Below are 16384 nucleotides of genomic sequence, written 5' to 3' on the forward strand. Positions count from 1 at the left end.
ATAGAGGCATGCTCAACGCACGCATCGCCTCCGCCTTTGAGAACTCCCGCGGATACCTCGACACCGCCAGTTACGGCCTGCCCTCCCGAGCCACCGCGGCCGCTCTTGTGAACGCAGCAACTCAATGGCACCGTGCCGATCTGGACCCCGCAAGCATCGACGCACCCGTGGACCGCATGCGTGCCGCCTACGCCGCCATCGTGGGCTCCGAGTCCTCACACGTCACGATCGCCGGCTCCACCTCACAAGTCATGGGCATGGTCGCAGCCTCCCTCCCGGAAGGCGCCCACGTCCTTGTCGCCCACGAGGACTTCACGTCCGTGGTGTGGCCCTTCGCGACGGACCCGCGCCTCACTGTCCACCCCGTCCCCCTGGCACAACTCATTGACCACCTGCGCCCCGGCATCGACCTGGTGGCCGTCTCCGCCGCACAGTCCCGCAACGGCGCCGTCGTCGATCTCGACGCGTTGGCCACCCAAGCATCGGCGCTCGGTATCAAGACCGTGGTGGACGCTAGCCAAGCTGCAGGATGGCTCCCGCTGGACGCACACCGTTTCGACGTGGTGGTCGCCTCCGGCTACAAGTGGCTCACCACACCACGCGGTCTCACCTTTGCCGCCGTACGCCCGGAAGCCACCTGGGTGCGTCCCGTGTACGCCTCCTGGTACGGAGCCGATGCGCCGTGGGACCACCTCTACGGCGTTGAGCCCGCGCTGAGTGCCCACGCCCGCAGGCTGGACTCGTCCCCGCCCTGGTTGCTCGCCGAGGCAGGCGCGACAGCCCTCGAACTCATGGCGTCGCACCCCATCCACGACGCATACGCCCACACCACTGGGCTTGCCGACGAGTTCCGTGCGCGCCTCGGACTCGCGCCCGCAGGTAGCGCGATCGTCTCGATCGCCGCAGAACCCGCTGACCTGGCCGCCGCCGGCATCCGTGCCTCACACCGTGCCGGCCGGGTCAGAGTCGGGTTCCACATCTACAACTCCGCGGCGGACATGGAACGGGCCGCAGCCGTGCTGTCGCCACTACAACTCGTAGCCGCGTAGGCTTACCTGCTATCCACAGCACGGCCAGGCGCACCACCGCCCCGTGATGCCTCCCGCATTACACTGTGGACTCACTAGACCCGACACATCGGAGCAACTGTGATCTCCCTACTCCTGCTCAACGGAGGCATTGGCGCCCGCGCCAAGACTGCCGGTCCCAAGCAGTTCGTCAAGATCAATGGCGTCCCCATCCTCGTGTACTCGCTCAAGGAAGCGGACGAGGTTGAGGCCATCACGGAAATCGTGGTGAATTACCCCGCTGGCCACCTCGACACCGTGGAACAGCTGGTGCGCGACTACGCGATCGCCACCCCCGTGAAGTTCGTCGAAGCCGGCACGACCCGCCAGGAGTCCGTCGCCAAGCTGCTCGACGCCGCGGACAACGACACCGTGATGATTCACGAGTCGGCACGTCCCTTGGTCACTGCCCAGGACTTCGCTGCACTTGCCAACTCGGAGCACGCCAACGTGGGCTTCATGCGTGAAATCTCGTTCACCGTCGCCCCCGTGGACCCCGACACCCAGCGCGTCACCGGTTCGCTCGAGCGTGCCCGCCTGCGTAATGTTCAGCTCCCGCAGAAGTTTGCTGCCGCGGACCTGCGCAAGGGCCACGAGTTCGCGATCGCGGAAGGCCGCACCTTTACCGAAGACGCCACCATGTGTGCGGACGCCGGTATCGACGTGTTCTTCATCGAAGGCGACGAAAGCAACCTGAAGGTCACCACGCCCGGTGACGTGCGTCTCGCGACGCACCTGTTCCGCACGCGAGGTGAAGACGATGAGTAAAACTGCACTGGTGACCGGTGCCTCCAAGGGCATCGGCCTCGAGACGGTGCGCCGTCTCGCTACTTCCGACCTGAACATCACGACCATCGTGCTGATGGCACGTGCATCGCAGGACTACGACGACAACTTCGCTGAACTGCAAAAAGACATCCCCGAAGGTGTCACGCTGGTCCGCGAAACAGTGGACGTGGGCGACCGCGACGTGCTGATCGAAGCCATCCACCGCGTGTATGCGCAGGTGGGTCGCATCCACTACCTGATCAACAACGCTGGCTACACCAACCCGGTCGCGATCCACCAGGTCGAGTTCGACGACTTCGAACGCACCATGGCCGTCAACGTGTACGCGCCGTTCACCCTGGTGCAGGAGCTGCTGCACCTGGGCAACAAGTTCAAGGTCATCGTCAACATCGCCTCCACCGCCGGCATCAACGGCCGCGCCGGATGGTTGACCTACAGCGCCTCCAAGGCCGCTGTGATCAACATGTCCGAGGTCATGCGCGACGAACTCAAGATCTACGGCACCCGCGTGGTCTGCTTGTCACCGGGACGCACCGCCACCGCGTTGCGCCGCGTGCTTGCGCCCGAAGAGGACCCCACGACGATCATGCAGCCGCAGCACGTGGCCAAGGTCATCGAGACGATGCTCGGGTCCACCGGCCAGTACATCGACCAGCAGAACGTCATCGTTCGCCAGTAGATGCGACGGCTCTCTGCATTCCAGGGCTTGGTGAAGCCCTGGCGTTTGGTTGCGCTCGCACTCGCGATCCTCACGGTCGCTGCGGCGGCGGCCGATGTGTCCTGGACCTGGGCGGCAGCACTCGCCCTGTGTGCAGCGCTCATTGGTATGCCGCTGACGCGACCCGTGGGGCCGCGCATGCGGTCGCGTCTGTCGTCTGACAGTCCGCTTGCCCGTTTGGCTGCCGCGTCCCACCTGGGAGCGGCCGCTACCTGGCTGGTCCTTGGTGCCTTGGGTGTTGCTGCGATTCGCGATGGCGAGCGTGACCTGTTGGCCGGCGCGGTCGTGATCGTGGGCGCACTCGCTACTGCAGCGACATCTGTGGCGACCCGTCCGGCAACGCGTGGAGACCTCCGTCTCAGCACCACCGCGAAGGCTTCAGCGAAGTCTCTGCCGTGGGCGTTGGCTTCACTGTCACTGTCCAAGACTGCCGCGATTGCAGCACTTGCGCTGTGGCCGGGCGTGCTGGCAAGGAGCCTTGCTGCAGCATCGGCCCTCCTGCTGATCGTGGGGGGAGTGCTGGTGGCTCAACGGCTCGCGGGCCGGGCCTCCCAGCGCGACCGTGTCTTGGCTGACATTGGCACGCTCGACATCGACTTCTGCATCTATCAGTCCGGTCCGGCGGGTTCGTCGTACCAGCTCAAGATGTGGTTGCCGTGGCTCGAGGCAAGCGGACTGAACTACGTGGTGATCGCACGCGAGGAACCGCTGTTCACGGAACTGTCGGAGATCGTCGACAAGCCCGTGATCTATGCAGGCTCGCTCCGGGCGGTTGACGACGTCCTTGCCCACAGCGGCGGCACGGTCGTCTACGTCAACAACGCGGCCACGAACACCCACGCGGTGCGCCGGTACCAGCTCAACCACATTCAGATCCTGCACGGAGACTCGGAGAAGGCTTCGAGCCGTAACCCCATGTCCGCCATGTATGACGAACTGTGGGTGGCCGGCCAGGCTGCGGTTGACCGGTACGCCGACTTTGGGGTGATGATCCCGGAGGAGAAGTTCCGCATTGTGGGACGGCCTCAGGTGGCTGGCATTGAAGGGCCCCGCGACGGTAGCGAACCGTTCACGGCGCTCTACGCACCCACGTGGAATGGGTTCTTTGGCGACGCGGACTATTCGTCCTTGCGGTTCGGGACGCAGATTGTGCAGGCGTTGCTGGATGAGGGCTGCACGGTGTTGTTCCGTGAGCACCCGTATTCGGCGAAGTCGGCGGAACTGCGCGAGTACATCGCCCAGATCCAGGCGTTGCTGGAAGCGGACCGTGCGAGCACTGGTCGCCAGCATCGTTGGGGTCCGGAACTGTTCGCGGAACTCGACTTGGTGGGCTCATTCAATGCCTCTGACGTGGCCGTGACGGATATCTCCGCCGTGCCGAACGACTACCTCTTCAGTGGGAAGCCGTTGGCGATGATGGAGATGCAGCCGGACATCATGATCGAGATGGAGGGCCGTCCCTCGCTCGCGTCTGCGGTGTATCGCGCCAACCCAGAAACCGACATTCCTTCGTGGATTGCGGAGTTGGTGGCGGATCGCACGCTGGCGGAGGCCCGTGTGGAGGCTCGGAAGTACTACTTGGGCGATCTGCCCCGTGACGGCTATGACGGTGTCTTTGTGACGGCGTTGCAGGAGTCGGTCCGGGAGCATGCCTTCAAGGGTGAACTCGACACCGAGGTGTAACGAGTCCCTGACGTGAAGGACCCCTGGACGGTAGCCATGTGGCTACCGTCCAGGGGTCCTTTGCTGTGCAGCGAGCTATCCGACTAGGGCGCCCGCGGGGGACGGAGTGCGCGGCGCCGATGCGTCACCCGGCTGGGGCGAGCGAGGTGTGCGCTCGTGCGCGGGCAGTAGCGCTCCGATGGCGGTGGCGCCCACCAGCACTGCGGCGCCCACGAACACGGCGATGCGGGCAGAGTCCGTGTAGCCGTCGGGAGTGAAGTCGCCGCCGGTGCCGGTAAACACGGCGGTGAGGACTGCGATTCCGAGTGCCACACCAATCTCACGGACCGTGGAGTTCGTGCCGGAGGCCTTGGCGTGGTCAGCCTCGCGCATGTGGGCGAGCACCGCCGTCGCTGACGGCGCGAACACCATTCCCATGCCAACGCCACACAGAACGAATGCAGGGACGAAGGTGCCGTACGCGACGGCGGGGTCCATGACGGCGGCGATCCAGGCGAGTCCGAGTGCTTGGGCCGCGAGTCCGACCACGATGAACGCGCGGGTGCCGATGCGTGGGGTCAGGATGCCGGTGATAGGAGCCACGATCAGGGGAGCCATGGTCCACGGCATGGTCATGAGACCGGCTTCCAGGGGCGAGTGGCCTTGGACTACCTGCAGGAACTGGATCAGGATGAAGATCGCGCCGAACATGCCCAGACTGAAGGTGAGTCCCACGGCGTTGGCGACGGAGAAGGAGCGGTCGCGGAACAGTCCGAGGGGGAGCAGGGGTGCCGATGTGCGGGCCTCCCACGCGAGGAAGGCCAGCAGCAGGAGGGTGCCGCCAATGAGGCCGGCGAGGACTTGGGTGCTGGTCCAGCCAGCTTCGTTTCCGCGAATGATTCCAAAGACCAGGGCGAAGACGCCGGCCATGCCCAGGATGAGTCCGGGGATGTCGAGGCGGACGCGGTCTCCGCGGGACTCACGCAACGCGTAGCGGACGAGCGGGATCGCGACGAGTCCGACGGGGACGTTGAGCCAGAAGATGGCGTGCCAGGTCAGGCCCTCGACGACTGCGCCGCCGATGATGGGGCCGAGCGCCACTCCGAGCCCGGAGATTCCTCCCCACACGCCAATCGCGAGGGGGCGTTTCGCGGCCGGGACGTTGGACGCGAGGATGGCAAGTGAGAGCGGCAGCAGTGCTGCTGCGCCGACGCCCTGGATGGCGCGTGCGGCAATGAGTTGCGCGGGGGTGTCGGCGAGCGCGCACGCGATGGATGCGAGTGTGAAGAGGGCGATGCCACTCATGAACACGCGGCGGCGTCCCAGGCGGTCGCCCAGGGCCACGGCCATGAGGATGAACGACGCGAAGCTGAGCGAGTACGCGTTGATGAACCACTGAAGCTCTTCGATGGAGGCGTTGAGGTCTTGCGCAAGCGCTGGAAGGGCGTTGGTGACGACGAGGTTGTCGAGCATTGCCATGAACATAGGCAGGGATGCTGCAGCGATGACGAGGGCGAGGGGTGCCCTGCGGTCCGGGATGGCCATAAGTTGTCCTCTCTCGATGTAATCAACTGATTACTACATATGAGGAACTTAGTTATCGGTTGATAACATGTCAACATGTCCGCCGAAGAAACTAGCCGCCTCAGCGCCCCCGAGCGCCGCGAACAAATCCTCGCGGCAGCCGCCATCGTGTTCGGCGAACGCGGCTACGCAGGAGGCACCACCGACGCCATCGCCCGCCAAGCCGGCGTATCCCAGGCCTACGTGGTGCGCATGTTTGGCAGCAAAGAAAAACTCTTCCGAGCATCGGCCCTACGCGCCGCAGACAAAGTCGGCCACGCCTTCCGCGACACCATCGCCACCTTCAACGGAGATGAAGACGCAGAGCAGAAGACCCTAGCCCTCGCCGCCGCCTACACCTCGCTCGTCGCCGACCGCGGCATCCTGCTGACGCTGCTTCACCTGTTCGCACTCGGCCACGACGACACCCTCGGCCCACTCGCCCGCGAATGCTTCCTCGACACCTACCGCATCGCCCGCGACGAGGCCGGCCTCACCCCAGAAGAAGCCAACGCCTTCTTTGCCCGCGGCATGCTCACCACCGTCATGCTCGCCATGCGTCTACCGGACGACGCCGCAAACCCCTACGCCTCCGAACTCATGTCCTGCACCTTCGGAGAACTCACCACCGACCTCATCACGCTGTCACAAGGGCAAGTCCCCATCGACACCAGCGGTCGTTAGCGTCTGCGGCGCGCACCGCCGGCAGCTGCCCTAGGCAGCCGTGAGCGCGTCGTACAAGTCCAGGAACTGCTGCGCCTGGCGAGCCCACGTAAAGATCTCGTTCAGCTCCGGATGAGCGGCCAAGTGTGCGCGCGCCTCATCGGCATGCGCGATCAGCTCGGATGCTTCGCGGGCGAACGACTCCCGATCCCCTGCGACATGCACAGCACCGATGCCGTACTGGGTCACCAGGTCAGCTTGAGCAGGCGTATCGCTCGTCAGAATCGGCAGGCGTGCGTGGATGTACTCACAGAACTTGTTCGTGATCGCCACGTCATGATTGGGAGTGCGTTGCAGCGGGCTCACGCCAATAGTGGCATCGCTCAAGAAAGGGCTCACATGCCGCGCATTGACGAACGGCAACTGATGAACCCTGTCCTCCACACCCAGGTCGCGAGCGAGCGCCAGGTAGCGGGGCATCGTCCTGTTGGTGGGCTGTGTCAAGACTGCGAGATGTACGCCGGGCATCTCCGGAAGCGCCTCAATGGCGGTATCGACGCCCCTCATCAGGTTGACGTTCCCTGAGTACGCCATGATCGGAGCATCGCCGACATCCAGGGTCTCGCGCACGGTCACAAATCCGGCAGGAGGCTCTTCAGGCTCCGTCACATTCATCACGACCTGCGGACGCTCGGCCAACCCAAAGTCCGCCACAAGGTAGTCCGCGAGCCGCTCAGAAACAGTGATCACCTTGTCGACATCGCCCATGAGCGCGTTCTCCATCGCGATCAAACCAGCGCGATACCGGGCAGGGAGATGCGTCTGTCCCTTGACGTACTCGTGCGCGTCGTAGACCAACGTCACCTTGCGCCCCTGAGCCCGTGCCCGTTGAGCAGCCCGCACCGCCACACCCAGGAGGTGCACGTCATGAGCGTGGATGATGTCGGGCTCAAATGCGTCAATACGTGGCCCCAGGTACTCCTCGGCCCCGTCGTACACGGTGAACTCACTCTCGCCGTCGAAGTTCGGGTCAGCGACGAAAGGCATCACCTCGGCCATCTTCAGGCCTGGGTCATCAATGCCGGCATTGTCTGCCCGCAGCCACGGCTTCGACCACGCGCCTGCGACCCGAACCCAGGCGCCCGCGAGGCGCACGTGGGCTGTGCGCACGAGTTTCTGAGCACCGCTGGCACGGCGAGCCCGCCGCTGCCAGCTGTGGAGTTGCGTCGAGGCCGATTCCAACTGCCACGGGTAGGAGTAGCGCCACCTCAGCACTACCCGGTGCGGCGCCTCGTCCCACTTGGGGATCCGGGGAGACACGTCTGCGTCACGTCCGTGGATGTCGAGGTCCACACCGTTGTAGTGCTCGACGCGTGCTGGCTTCGTAGTGTCCGAGCCGAAGCCCCGCACTTCGTGGCCGGCCCCCACAGCCGAATCGATGTACTTCAGCACACGAGCATCAACGAGAATGTTGTTCCCCGCAATGTAGGCAATACGCGCCAACGTTCCGTCTCCGCATCCAAATCGTGAAGGGTCACTGTCACGGCACCAACCGCCGCACAAGGTGAGGCCAACGTACCGGAGTGAAGGAACTAGAGTAGGCGCTAACACTTGCAATGTCCCAGATGTCCGCATACGGACCGGGAACCCATAGGAGGGCACAGAGTTTTCATGACTGTTCGGATTGTTGACTCTGCAGATGTTTCTGACCGCGCCACTATCGGCGACGGCTCATCGGTCTGGCACCTCGCCCAAGTACGTGAAGACGTCGTGATGGGCGACAACTGCATCGTGGGCCGCGGCGCCTACATCGGTACCGGTGTCACCATGGGAAACGGCTGCAAAGTCCAGAACTATGCGCTCGTCTATGAGCCCGCGAAGCTCGGCGACGGGGTGTTTATTGGCCCCGCCGTCGTCCTGACCAACGACCACTTCCCGCGGGCTGTTAACGCAGACCTCACCCCCAAATCTGCTCACGACTGGGAGCCAGTCGGTGTCACGATTGAGGAAGGGGCCTCAATCGGGGCCCGGGCAGTGTGCGTGGCACCCGTCACGATTGGCGCGTGGGCAACAGTCGCCGCAGGAGCAGTCGTCACCAAAGACGTGCCTCCCTATGCACTTGTGGCAGGCGTTCCCGCCCGACGCATCCGGTGGGTAGGCCGCGCAGGTGTGCCCCTCGAATCTGTGGGGGATAGCCTGTGGAAATGCCCCCACACTGGTGACACATACGTGGAGTCCGGAGATAAACTTTCACCACAAGCGTCCCCCCACGACAACTAGGAGCGCGGTGCGCCCGCGCCGGAGGACCCCCTATGACACAAACGAACATTCCAGCGGCTAAGCCCATCGTCGGTGACGAAGAGCGCGAGGCCGTTGATCGCGTCATGCGCTCCGGCATGATTGCCCAAGGCCCAGAGGTCGCGACATTCGAAGCAGAGTTCGCGCAGGAGCTCGTGGGCGGGCGCCAGTGTGTGGCCGTTTCCTCAGGAACAGCAGGCCTCCACCTTGGCCTCATTGCTGCAGGCGTGGGACCAGGCGACGAAGTGATCGTCCCGTCGTTCACGTTTGCCGCGACCGCTAACTCTGTTGCTCTGACCGGCGCTACTCCCGTCTTCGCTGACATTGAGCCGGACTTCTTCTGCTTGGACCCTGTCGCTGTCGAAGCCGCGATTACCGAGCGCACCAAAGCGATCATGCCCGTACACCTGTACGGTCACCCCGCGAACATGACGGCACTTCGGGCCATCGCCGACAAGCACGGCATCGCACTGTACGAAGACGCCGCCCAGGCGCACGGCGCCACCTGGGATGGCGCGCCGGTGGGATCGTTCGGCGACTTTGCCATGTTCAGCCTGTACCCCACCAAGAACATGACCTCCGGCGAGGGCGGCATGGTGTCGTGCGCCACCGACGAGATCGCGCGCATGGTGAAGCTGCTGCGCAACCAGGGCATGGAACGCCGGTATGAGAACGAAGTCGTGGGATTCAACTCCCGCATGACGGACATCCACGCCGCCATTGGTCGCGTGCAGTTGACCAAGCTGCCTGGATGGACAGCAGACCGTCAGCGCAACGCCGCCTTCCTCAGCGCCAACATCGAGGGTGTGACCGTGCCCAAGGTTGCGGACAACGCGACGCACGTCTACCACCAGTACACGATTCGCGTCGAAGGCGACCGCGATGGGTTTGCGAAGGCACTCCTCGACGACCACGGCGTCGGATCCGGCGTGTACTACCCGATTCCGAACCACGAACTCCCGTCCTTTGGCCTCGAACTCGACTTGCCTCAGACCCGCAGCGCTTGCAATGAGGCGCTGTCGTTGCCCGTTCACCCTTCTCTCGATCAGGAAGACCTGGACCGCATCGTCGAAGCAGTCAACACCGTCGCAAAGGCAGGTGCGTAATGGCGAACTTGCGTGTAGGACTTGCCGGAGTCGGCATGATGGGCCGTCACCACGCGCGTGTGCTGCGTGGCCTCGACGGCATTGACCTGGTCGGTATCGCCGATGCGGCCGGAGACGCCCACGGGGTCGCCGCTGGTTTGCCCGTCCACGAGTCCTTCGACGGACTCCTCGAGATGGGTCTCGACTATGTCATGATCGCGGTCCCCACTCACCTTCACGAGGACTTTGCGCTGAAGGCTGCCGCGGCAGGCGTTCACGCCATGGTGGAGAAGCCCCTCGCTCCCTCGCCGGAGTCAGCAGAGCGCGTCACGGCCGCATTCAAGGACGCCGGACTCGTCGGCGCCGTGGGTCACATCGAGCGCTACAACCCCGCCCTGCAGCAGTTGCGTGCACGTCTCGCTCAGGGTGACCTGGGTGAGATGTACCAGGTCGTCACCCGTCGCCAGGGCCCGTTCCCTGCTCGAATCGCGGACGTGGGCGTCGTGAAGGACCTCGCTACCCACGACATCGATCTGACCGCGTGGGTCACCCAGTCCGAGTTTGCCACCGTAGCCGCCCAAGCGGGATTCCGTTCCGGTCGCGAGCACGAAGACCTGATCGCCATCACGGGGCGCCTCGCCAACGACGCTGTGACCAGTCACCTGGTGAACTGGTTGTCGCCCATCAAGGAACGCCTGTCCGTGGTGACTGGTGAACGGGGCGCGTTCGTCGCGGACACCCTCACGGCAGACCTGTACTTCTACGCCAACGGCACCGTGCAGACCGAATGGGATGCCCTCGCTGGATTCCGCGGCGTGTCCGAGGGTGACATGGTGCGTTTCTCCTTCGCCAAGCCGGAGCCGCTCAAGACTGAGCACGAGGCCTTCCGCGACGCAGTGCTGGGCAAGGATGCAGACATCGTCACGATGGAACAGGGTCTCGCGACCGTCCGTGTGGCCGATGCTGTGCTTGAGTCCGCGCGCTCCCGCCAGACCGTAACTCTTTGACATTCCAACTGACACACGTGGACGCATGCTGCGCCACGATGGTGAGGAGCCATTCATGAAGATTGCCGTCATTGCGATGGGCAAGATTGGACTGCCGTTGGCAGTGCAGTTCGCATCGAAGGGCCACGAGGTCATCGGTGTCGACGTCAACGAGGCCGTCGTTGACTCCGTCAACAAGGGCATCGAGCCCTTCCCCGGCGAGGCAGAACTGCAAGACCGCCTCAGCGAACTCGTCCCCGCGGGCAAGCTCCGTGCCACGACCGACTACTCCGACGCCGTGCCCGGCGCGGATGCCGTCGTCATCGTGGTGCCGTTGTTCGTCAACGACGAGACCTGGCAGCCCGACTTTGGCTGGATGGACGCCGCCACCCGCTCTCTGGCGGAGAACCTCACCCCCGGCACGCTCGTCTCGTACGAGACCACGCTGCCGGTGGGGACCACGCGTAACCGCTGGGTGCCGCTCATTGAGGAAGTGTCCGGACTCAAGGAAGGCGTGGACTTCCACGCCGTGTTCTCCCCTGAGCGAGTGCTCACGGGCCGGGTTTTCCGCGACCTGCGGGCCTACCCCAAGCTCATCGGTGGACTGTCCGAAGCCGGTGCCGCGCAGGCCCGTGAGTTCTACGAGGCCGTGCTGGACTTCGACGAGCGTCCCGACCTAGACCAGCCGAACGGTGTCTGGGATCTGGGCTCCGCGGAAGCGTCAGAACTGGCGAAGCTCGCGGAAACCACCTATCGCGATGTCAACATTGGCCTCGCCAACCAGTTCGCGCGCTTCGCCGACCGCAACGGCATCGACGTGTACAAGGTCATTGACGCGTCAAACTCGCAGCCATACAGCCACATTCACCGCCCCGGTATCGCGGTGGGCGGGCACTGCATTCCCGTGTACCCCCGCCTGTACCTGTTTAACGACCCGGACGCGACCGTCGTGCGCTCGGCGCGCGAAGCGAATGCCGCTATGCCGAGCTACGCCGTTGACCTCGCTGCCGCCGCCCTGGGCGGATCTGTTGCCAACAAGACCGTTGCAGTCCTGGGCGCTTCCTACCGTGGCGGCGTCAAGGAGACCGCATTCTCCGGCGTGTTCGCGACCGTTGCTGCGCTGCAAGAGCGCGGTGCCACCGTGGTCGTTCACGATCCGATGTACACCGATGACGAACTCGCAGGGTTCGGTTGGACGCCGTACACCATCGGCGAACCGGTGGATGCTGCCGTGATCCAGGCAGACCACGCCGAGTACGCGGACCTGACGCCAGCACAGCTCCCTGGAATTGTGGCCCTTGTCGATGGCCGCAATGTCACTGACGCTGGCGCGTGGACCTCGATCACCCGGATCGTGATCGGCGCGTAACGCTACGCCCACAAGGGCACACAAGAGGCGGGGGGGGGGGGGGGGGAGGGCGGGGTCCCGGAGCATAGGCTCCGGGGCCGCCTCTTTCTCGTGCAGGAGGGGAAGTGACTAGCAGGTCACGATCTCCCACGGACCCCACGGCTCCGCAGCCGAAGGAGCCTGGTTCTGGTTCCACCAGCGGGCCTTCCACAGCTGGTTGTCATACGTCACCAGGTCGCCGCCGATGTACACCTCACCCGCAACGTAGGCAGGCGCATCGCACACCGGAGTGGTGGTCGACGTAGGAGTAGGGCTGGGGGTCGACGTGGCCGTTGCCGTCGGGGTAGGCGTTGATGTCGCCGTTCCCGTAGGCGTGGGCGTCGGTGACGACGAACCGCATGCTCCCTGGTCTACCCAGGGACCCCACTGCTCGCCAGGCGTTTCGCCCTGAGTCCACCACTTGGCTGACCACTCAGTGCCGTTGTACGACACCACATCGCCACCGTTGTACTGCGTGTCCGCGTTCCAAGCCGCTGCACACTCGCCGGGGGTGGTGGGAGTGGGCGTCGGAGTTGGTGTGGACGTGTCGGTGGGGGTCGGGGTGGGCGTCGAGGTCGAGCCCCCGACCGTGATGTCAACACAGTTGTAGAACGCCATGGGCGTATCAGCAACATTCCAGCGAGCCAGAATGGTGTGATCGCCCTGCGGCAGCCCGGTCAGCGTGTGCTGAATGTTGGACGGTGGCTGCTGGCCACCCTGGTCATATGTGGCCCACAGTTGGCCGTCAACGAAGTACTCCCACGTGCTGGTGGCGTGCGCGGCAGTGAGCTTCCACTGCAACGTGACGGAGTTGCTGACGTTGGTGCGGGGCCATGGCAGCGACTCGTCGTCAAGGACGTCGAAGCCAGAGCCGCCCGAGCACAGCATGGAGCCCTTGGGGGCTTCCACGGACTGTGGCTCGTAGGAGATTCCGCCACAGCTGAAGGACGTGGTGCCATCGGCACAGTGATCCTGTCGGCTCGGTGGGTTGGTGATCCAGCCATGCGCAGAGGCAGGCGTGGAGGTCAGGGCAGGGACGGCAAGGACGGCCAAGAAAGCCGCAATGATTGCTGATACCGCAATCCTTGCTCCGCGCCCGTGCAGCCGACCGGAAATGGTCGTTGTGTGCATCGAACACTCCATGGTTGAGGGGACGGCATGCACACCCCCTAGGGGGCTACTGCTGACACTGGCGCCAGCGTGCATCCCACCTTGAGGCTAGGAAGTCTTCGCAAACCGCACAATTGTGGCTTTCACCTACGTGATCCCCGCCACTACCTGGAGAGTTCTCAGAAACCGAAGTTTTCGTAGAAAGTCTCCACCGCATCGGCCGGTCCCGACAAGACGAACACCGCGGTGCCGTTGCGCCACACCTTGCCCGGGTTGTCGCCTGCGATGGTGACGCTGTCGCCGACCGTGGCGCCGCCGACCTCCACGGGCTGCGGGTCGGTGCCGCCCTCGCTCAACGCGGTGAACTGCTCGGTTGCGGCTTCGGCGTTGTAATGCTGGATGGCGCGGACCGTGATGTCGTTCGTGCCGTCCGAGTAGACCAGGTCGTTGACCTCAGCCGCGCGCACGTCCAGGCCAGCATCCGTGGTGGGCACCGGCGTGGCTGCAGTCATGGCGTATGTCCCCACGATCGCTGGCATCGCGGCAAGGAAGTCGCTGGGCTCCTCCAGGGTGATGGGATCCACGGTCGCTTGCGCCGGCGCCTCCACCAGAACCTCCGGCGCCAGTTCCACGTCGTCCTGGGCGAAGAACAGGACATAGGCGCCGTACCCGATCCCACCGAGGCACAACAACCCCACCACGATCAAGAACGCTGCACTCGTGTACCAGGGCGACTTATCGTCACCCGCGGTGTCACGTGGCTCCTCAGGGGAACCGCCGTCGGTGCTGTCGCCCGGCAGTACCGGCGGGACATATGCGGGGGTGCCATCAGAGAAATCTGGAATCCCCGCATCGGCTGCACTATCTGCCGAAGGAACGCTAGGGGATGACGGCTGGCTCGCCGGTGACTCCACACTCGCCGCGCTCGGGGCCGATGCGGGCGACGCCATCGACGCGGGGGTGCCGGGTGAACTCGGCGTGCCCGTTGACACGGGGGAGTAGGGGACTGCGCCCGGCTCCGCAGAAGGGGCCGATGCTGGCGTGGATCCGCTTGCGGCCTCTGGTGGCGTGCGGTTGGACCATTGCGACGCCGAGTCAGGCGCGTCGATGCGAGGGTCGCCTGCGACCCAGGCTGGAGCGACTGAGCTGGGGCCGTCTTCCGGCTCAAAAGTGGTCTGCTGCGCCCCCGTCACGACCGGAACACCGGCCAACGGTGTGGGCGCCCCCGATGCCGACAACGAGGCCGAGCGCACGGCGGAATCGCCCAACTCTTGGATGGCGTCGGCGGAGCCCGCATAAGGAGATGAATCTCGGGGCTGCCACGGGTTGGTGCCGGCTTCGGGCATGATCTCTGCGCCGTCGGGTTGTGGCACGGGAGCGATGATTTCCCCGTCCTCGCCCTCAATCGACTGCGGAACAATCGGCACGGAGCCGGTGACCGGCATCGACGGCTTCGACGGTGCCACCGCCTCGCGTGCATCGTTCGCGGGGTCCCACGGTGATGCTGCCGACGGGCTCTTACGGTCCTGCTCGTGCTCCTGCGCCATGACGCCCAGACTACGACTCTCACTGCCGCCAGGCCCGGTAGACCGCCCCGAATGGGGACAACCCGCGACCAAAACGGGACAAAACGGGGCGATGTCACAGCCCACCGCTAGCGTGGTGGCCATGCCAGCCGCGAAGAACGCCACCAAACCTGCCTACCGGTGCACCGAGTGTGGATGGACCGCCGTCAAGTGGGTGGGACGCTGCGGCGAATGCCAGTCCTGGGGGACAGTGGAAGAAGTGGGCGTCGCGCCGGCGGGGCCCGCCACCAAGGCCACGATCGCCACCACGCCCGCCACCCCCATCAACGAGGTTTCGGCGACCGCATCCGCACGCCGCGGGACCGGGGTGCCAGAGTTTGACCGCGTCCTGGGCGGTGGGCTCGTTCCTGGTGCCGTGATCCTGCTCGCAGGAGAGCCCGGCGTCGGCAAGTCCACCCTGCTGCTGGACGTAGCCGCGCGCGCCGCGCGGGAGCAGCAACGCGTGCTTTACGCCACCGGGGAAGAGTCCGCCGGGCAAGTGCGCTTGCGCGCCGAACGGATCGACGCGCTCGAACCCGGCTTGATGCTCGCCGCGGAAACCGACCTCGGCGCAGTCCTGGCACACATCGACCAGGTCGAACCCCAGCTGCTGATCGTGGACTCCATCCAGACCATCGCCTCCGCCCAAGTCGACGGAGCCCCCGGCGGTGTCAGCCAAGTGCGGGAAGTTGCCTCCGCCCTCATCCAAGCCGCCAAGACCCGTGGATTCGCGATGGTCATCGTGGGCCACGTGACCAAGGATGGCTCGGTCGCGGGACCACGCATTGTGGAACACCTCGTGGACGTCGTCTGCCAGTTCGAAGGCGAACAGCATTCGCAGCTGCGGCTCCTGCGCGCGATCAAAAACCGCTTCGGCTCTGTTGACGAGGTGGGGTGCTTCCAACTCCACGACACCGGCATCGAAGGCGTGGCTGACCCCTCCGGACTATTCCTGTCCCGTGAAGGAACCCAAGTCCCAGGCACCTGCGCCACCATCACCATCGACGGCAAACGACCCCTTCCAGCCGAAATCCAAGCCCTCGTCGCCCCCAGCGCACTGAGCAACCCACGGCGCGCCACCTCCGGCATTGACTCCGCCCGGGTGTCGATGATCCTGGCCGTGCTGCATCGCCGCGTAGGACTCGCGGTGGCCGCAGACGACGTCTACGTCTCCACGATTGGCGGCGCCCGCGTGACCGAACCCGGAGCAGACGTCGCACTCGCACTAGCGCTCGCATCGGCCCGCGCCGACGCTCCCGTGAAACCCGGCTTCGCGGCGGTGGGGGAAGTCGCGCTGTCAGGAGCCGTCCGCCCCGTGAACGCCATGGCGCAACGCGTTGCGGAAGCAGCCCGCCTGGGCTTCACCGACGTGATCGTTCCAGAAAGCGCCGGGAAAACGGATAACCCGCCAGGCGTGCGCGTCCACCGCGTGACTAGCCTGCGAGAGGCCGTTCACGTGGCCCTGCCACGAGACTGACACGACGCGAACTG

At 65.0% G+C, this 16384-nt stretch carries 14 protein-coding genes; 10 read left to right on the forward strand and 4 right to left on the reverse strand.

Going from position 1 to position 16384, the window contains the following annotated elements:
- Positions 1–8: 8 nt before the first annotated feature.
- The 4 genes from ON058_RS02225 to ON058_RS02240 all read left to right on the forward strand — a co-directional run bounded on the left by ON058_RS02225 (position 9) and on the right by ON058_RS02240 (position 4257).
- Positions 9–1049, forward strand: coding sequence for an aminotransferase class V-fold PLP-dependent enzyme (locus ON058_RS02225; RefSeq protein ID WP_274667397.1), 1041 nt, complete (start codon positions 9–11; stop codon positions 1047–1049).
- A 99-nt stretch (positions 1050–1148) separates the two neighbouring features.
- Positions 1149–1835 (forward strand): 2-C-methyl-D-erythritol 4-phosphate cytidylyltransferase, encoded by a 687-nt coding sequence (locus tag ON058_RS02230; protein ID WP_274667398.1) that lies wholly within the window; start codon positions 1149–1151, stop codon positions 1833–1835.
- On the forward strand, positions 1828–2535 hold the full coding sequence (locus ON058_RS02235) for an SDR family oxidoreductase (RefSeq protein WP_274667399.1): 708 nt from the start codon (positions 1828–1830) through the stop codon (positions 2533–2535). Before ON058_RS02230 ends, ON058_RS02235 begins: the two co-directional genes overlap by 8 nt.
- Positions 2536–4257 carry a CDP-glycerol glycerophosphotransferase family protein gene (locus ON058_RS02240; protein WP_274667400.1) on the forward strand — a complete coding sequence of 574 codons (1722 nt, stop codon included), beginning with the start codon at positions 2536–2538 and terminating at the stop codon, positions 4255–4257.
- Positions 4258–4332: 75 nt separating this feature from the next.
- Here ON058_RS02240 and ON058_RS02245 read toward each other — a convergent pair whose 3' ends face one another.
- On the reverse strand, positions 4333–5781 hold the full coding sequence (locus ON058_RS02245) for an MFS transporter (protein ID WP_274667401.1): 1449 nt from the start codon (positions 5779–5781) through the stop codon (positions 4333–4335).
- A 75-nt stretch (positions 5782–5856) separates the two neighbouring features.
- Between ON058_RS02245 and ON058_RS02250 the strand changes: the two genes are divergently transcribed.
- Positions 5857–6483 carry a TetR/AcrR family transcriptional regulator gene (locus ON058_RS02250; RefSeq protein ID WP_274667402.1) on the forward strand — a complete coding sequence of 209 codons (627 nt, stop codon included), beginning with the start codon at positions 5857–5859 and terminating at the stop codon, positions 6481–6483.
- Positions 6484–6513: 30 nt separating this feature from the next.
- On the opposite strand, the gene ON058_RS02255 is transcribed toward ON058_RS02250, so the two are convergent.
- Complete coding sequence (locus tag ON058_RS02255; protein WP_274667403.1) at positions 6514–7965, reverse strand: glycosyltransferase family 4 protein; 1452 nt, start codon at positions 7963–7965, stop codon at positions 6514–6516.
- Between the two features lie 168 nt (positions 7966–8133).
- On the opposite strand from ON058_RS02255, the gene ON058_RS02260 reads away from it, so the two are divergent.
- The 4 genes from ON058_RS02260 to ON058_RS02275 are packed head-to-tail and all read left to right on the forward strand — an operon-like array spanning position 8134 to position 12200.
- Complete coding sequence (locus ON058_RS02260) at positions 8134–8742, forward strand: acyltransferase (RefSeq protein WP_274667404.1); 609 nt, start codon at positions 8134–8136, stop codon at positions 8740–8742.
- Positions 8743–8774: 32 nt separating this feature from the next.
- Positions 8775–9866, forward strand: coding sequence for a DegT/DnrJ/EryC1/StrS aminotransferase family protein (locus ON058_RS02265; protein ID WP_274667405.1), 1092 nt, complete (start codon positions 8775–8777; stop codon positions 9864–9866).
- A complete protein-coding gene (locus ON058_RS02270; RefSeq protein ID WP_274667406.1) occupies positions 9866–10852 on the forward strand; it encodes a Gfo/Idh/MocA family protein in 987 nt (328 codons plus the stop codon). Before ON058_RS02265 ends, ON058_RS02270 begins: the two co-directional genes overlap by 1 nt.
- Before the next feature lie 55 nt (positions 10853–10907).
- On the forward strand, positions 10908–12200 hold the full coding sequence (locus ON058_RS02275; RefSeq protein WP_274667407.1) for a nucleotide sugar dehydrogenase: 1293 nt from the start codon (positions 10908–10910) through the stop codon (positions 12198–12200).
- Positions 12201–12308: 108 nt separating this feature from the next.
- Here the strand turns inward: ON058_RS02275 and ON058_RS02280 are convergent, their stop codons facing one another.
- Both ON058_RS02280 and ON058_RS02285 read right to left on the reverse strand, forming a co-directional pair.
- A complete protein-coding gene (locus ON058_RS02280) occupies positions 12309–13349 on the reverse strand; it encodes a lytic polysaccharide monooxygenase (RefSeq protein ID WP_274667408.1) in 1041 nt (346 codons plus the stop codon).
- 158 nt (positions 13350–13507) lie between these two features.
- Positions 13508–14875: a hypothetical protein gene (locus tag ON058_RS02285; protein ID WP_274667409.1), complete on the reverse strand. Its 1368-nt coding sequence runs from the start codon at positions 14873–14875 to the stop codon at positions 13508–13510.
- Positions 14876–14996: 121 nt separating this feature from the next.
- Here ON058_RS02285 and radA point away from each other — a divergent pair, with 121 nt between their 5' ends.
- Positions 14997–16370: a DNA repair protein RadA gene (gene radA / locus ON058_RS02290; RefSeq protein WP_274667410.1), complete on the forward strand. Its 1374-nt coding sequence runs from the start codon at positions 14997–14999 to the stop codon at positions 16368–16370.
- Positions 16371–16384: the final 14 nt, after the last annotated feature.

This window comes from Demequina sp. B12, assembly GCF_028823635.1.
GTDB lineage: Bacteria > Actinomycetota > Actinomycetes > Actinomycetales > Demequinaceae > Demequina.

Bases quoted from the DNA above. Each gene is read 5' to 3' on its own strand.
- radA (WP_274667410.1), top strand. From the start codon at position 14,997: ATGCCAGCCGCGAAGAACGCCACCAAACCTGCCTACCGGTGCACCGAG.
- ON058_RS02240 (WP_274667400.1), top strand. From the start codon at position 2,536: ATGCGACGGCTCTCTGCATTCCAGGGCTTGGTGAAGCCCTGGCGTTTG.
- ON058_RS02225 (WP_274667397.1), top strand. From the start codon at position 9: ATGCTCAACGCACGCATCGCCTCCGCCTTTGAGAACTCCCGCGGATAC.
- ON058_RS02235 (WP_274667399.1), top strand. From the start codon at position 1,828: ATGAGTAAAACTGCACTGGTGACCGGTGCCTCCAAGGGCATCGGCCTC.
- ON058_RS02280 (WP_274667408.1), bottom strand. From the start codon at position 13,349: ATGCACACAACGACCATTTCCGGTCGGCTGCACGGGCGCGGAGCAAGG.
- ON058_RS02285 (WP_274667409.1), bottom strand. From the start codon at position 14,875: ATGGCGCAGGAGCACGAGCAGGACCGTAAGAGCCCGTCGGCAGCATCA.
- ON058_RS02260 (WP_274667404.1), top strand. From the start codon at position 8,134: ATGACTGTTCGGATTGTTGACTCTGCAGATGTTTCTGACCGCGCCACT.
- ON058_RS02270 (WP_274667406.1), top strand. From the start codon at position 9,866: ATGGCGAACTTGCGTGTAGGACTTGCCGGAGTCGGCATGATGGGCCGT.
- ON058_RS02265 (WP_274667405.1), top strand. From the start codon at position 8,775: ATGACACAAACGAACATTCCAGCGGCTAAGCCCATCGTCGGTGACGAA.
- ON058_RS02250 (WP_274667402.1), top strand. From the start codon at position 5,857: ATGTCCGCCGAAGAAACTAGCCGCCTCAGCGCCCCCGAGCGCCGCGAA.
- ON058_RS02245 (WP_274667401.1), bottom strand. From the start codon at position 5,781: ATGGCCATCCCGGACCGCAGGGCACCCCTCGCCCTCGTCATCGCTGCA.
- ON058_RS02275 (WP_274667407.1), top strand. From the start codon at position 10,908: ATGAAGATTGCCGTCATTGCGATGGGCAAGATTGGACTGCCGTTGGCA.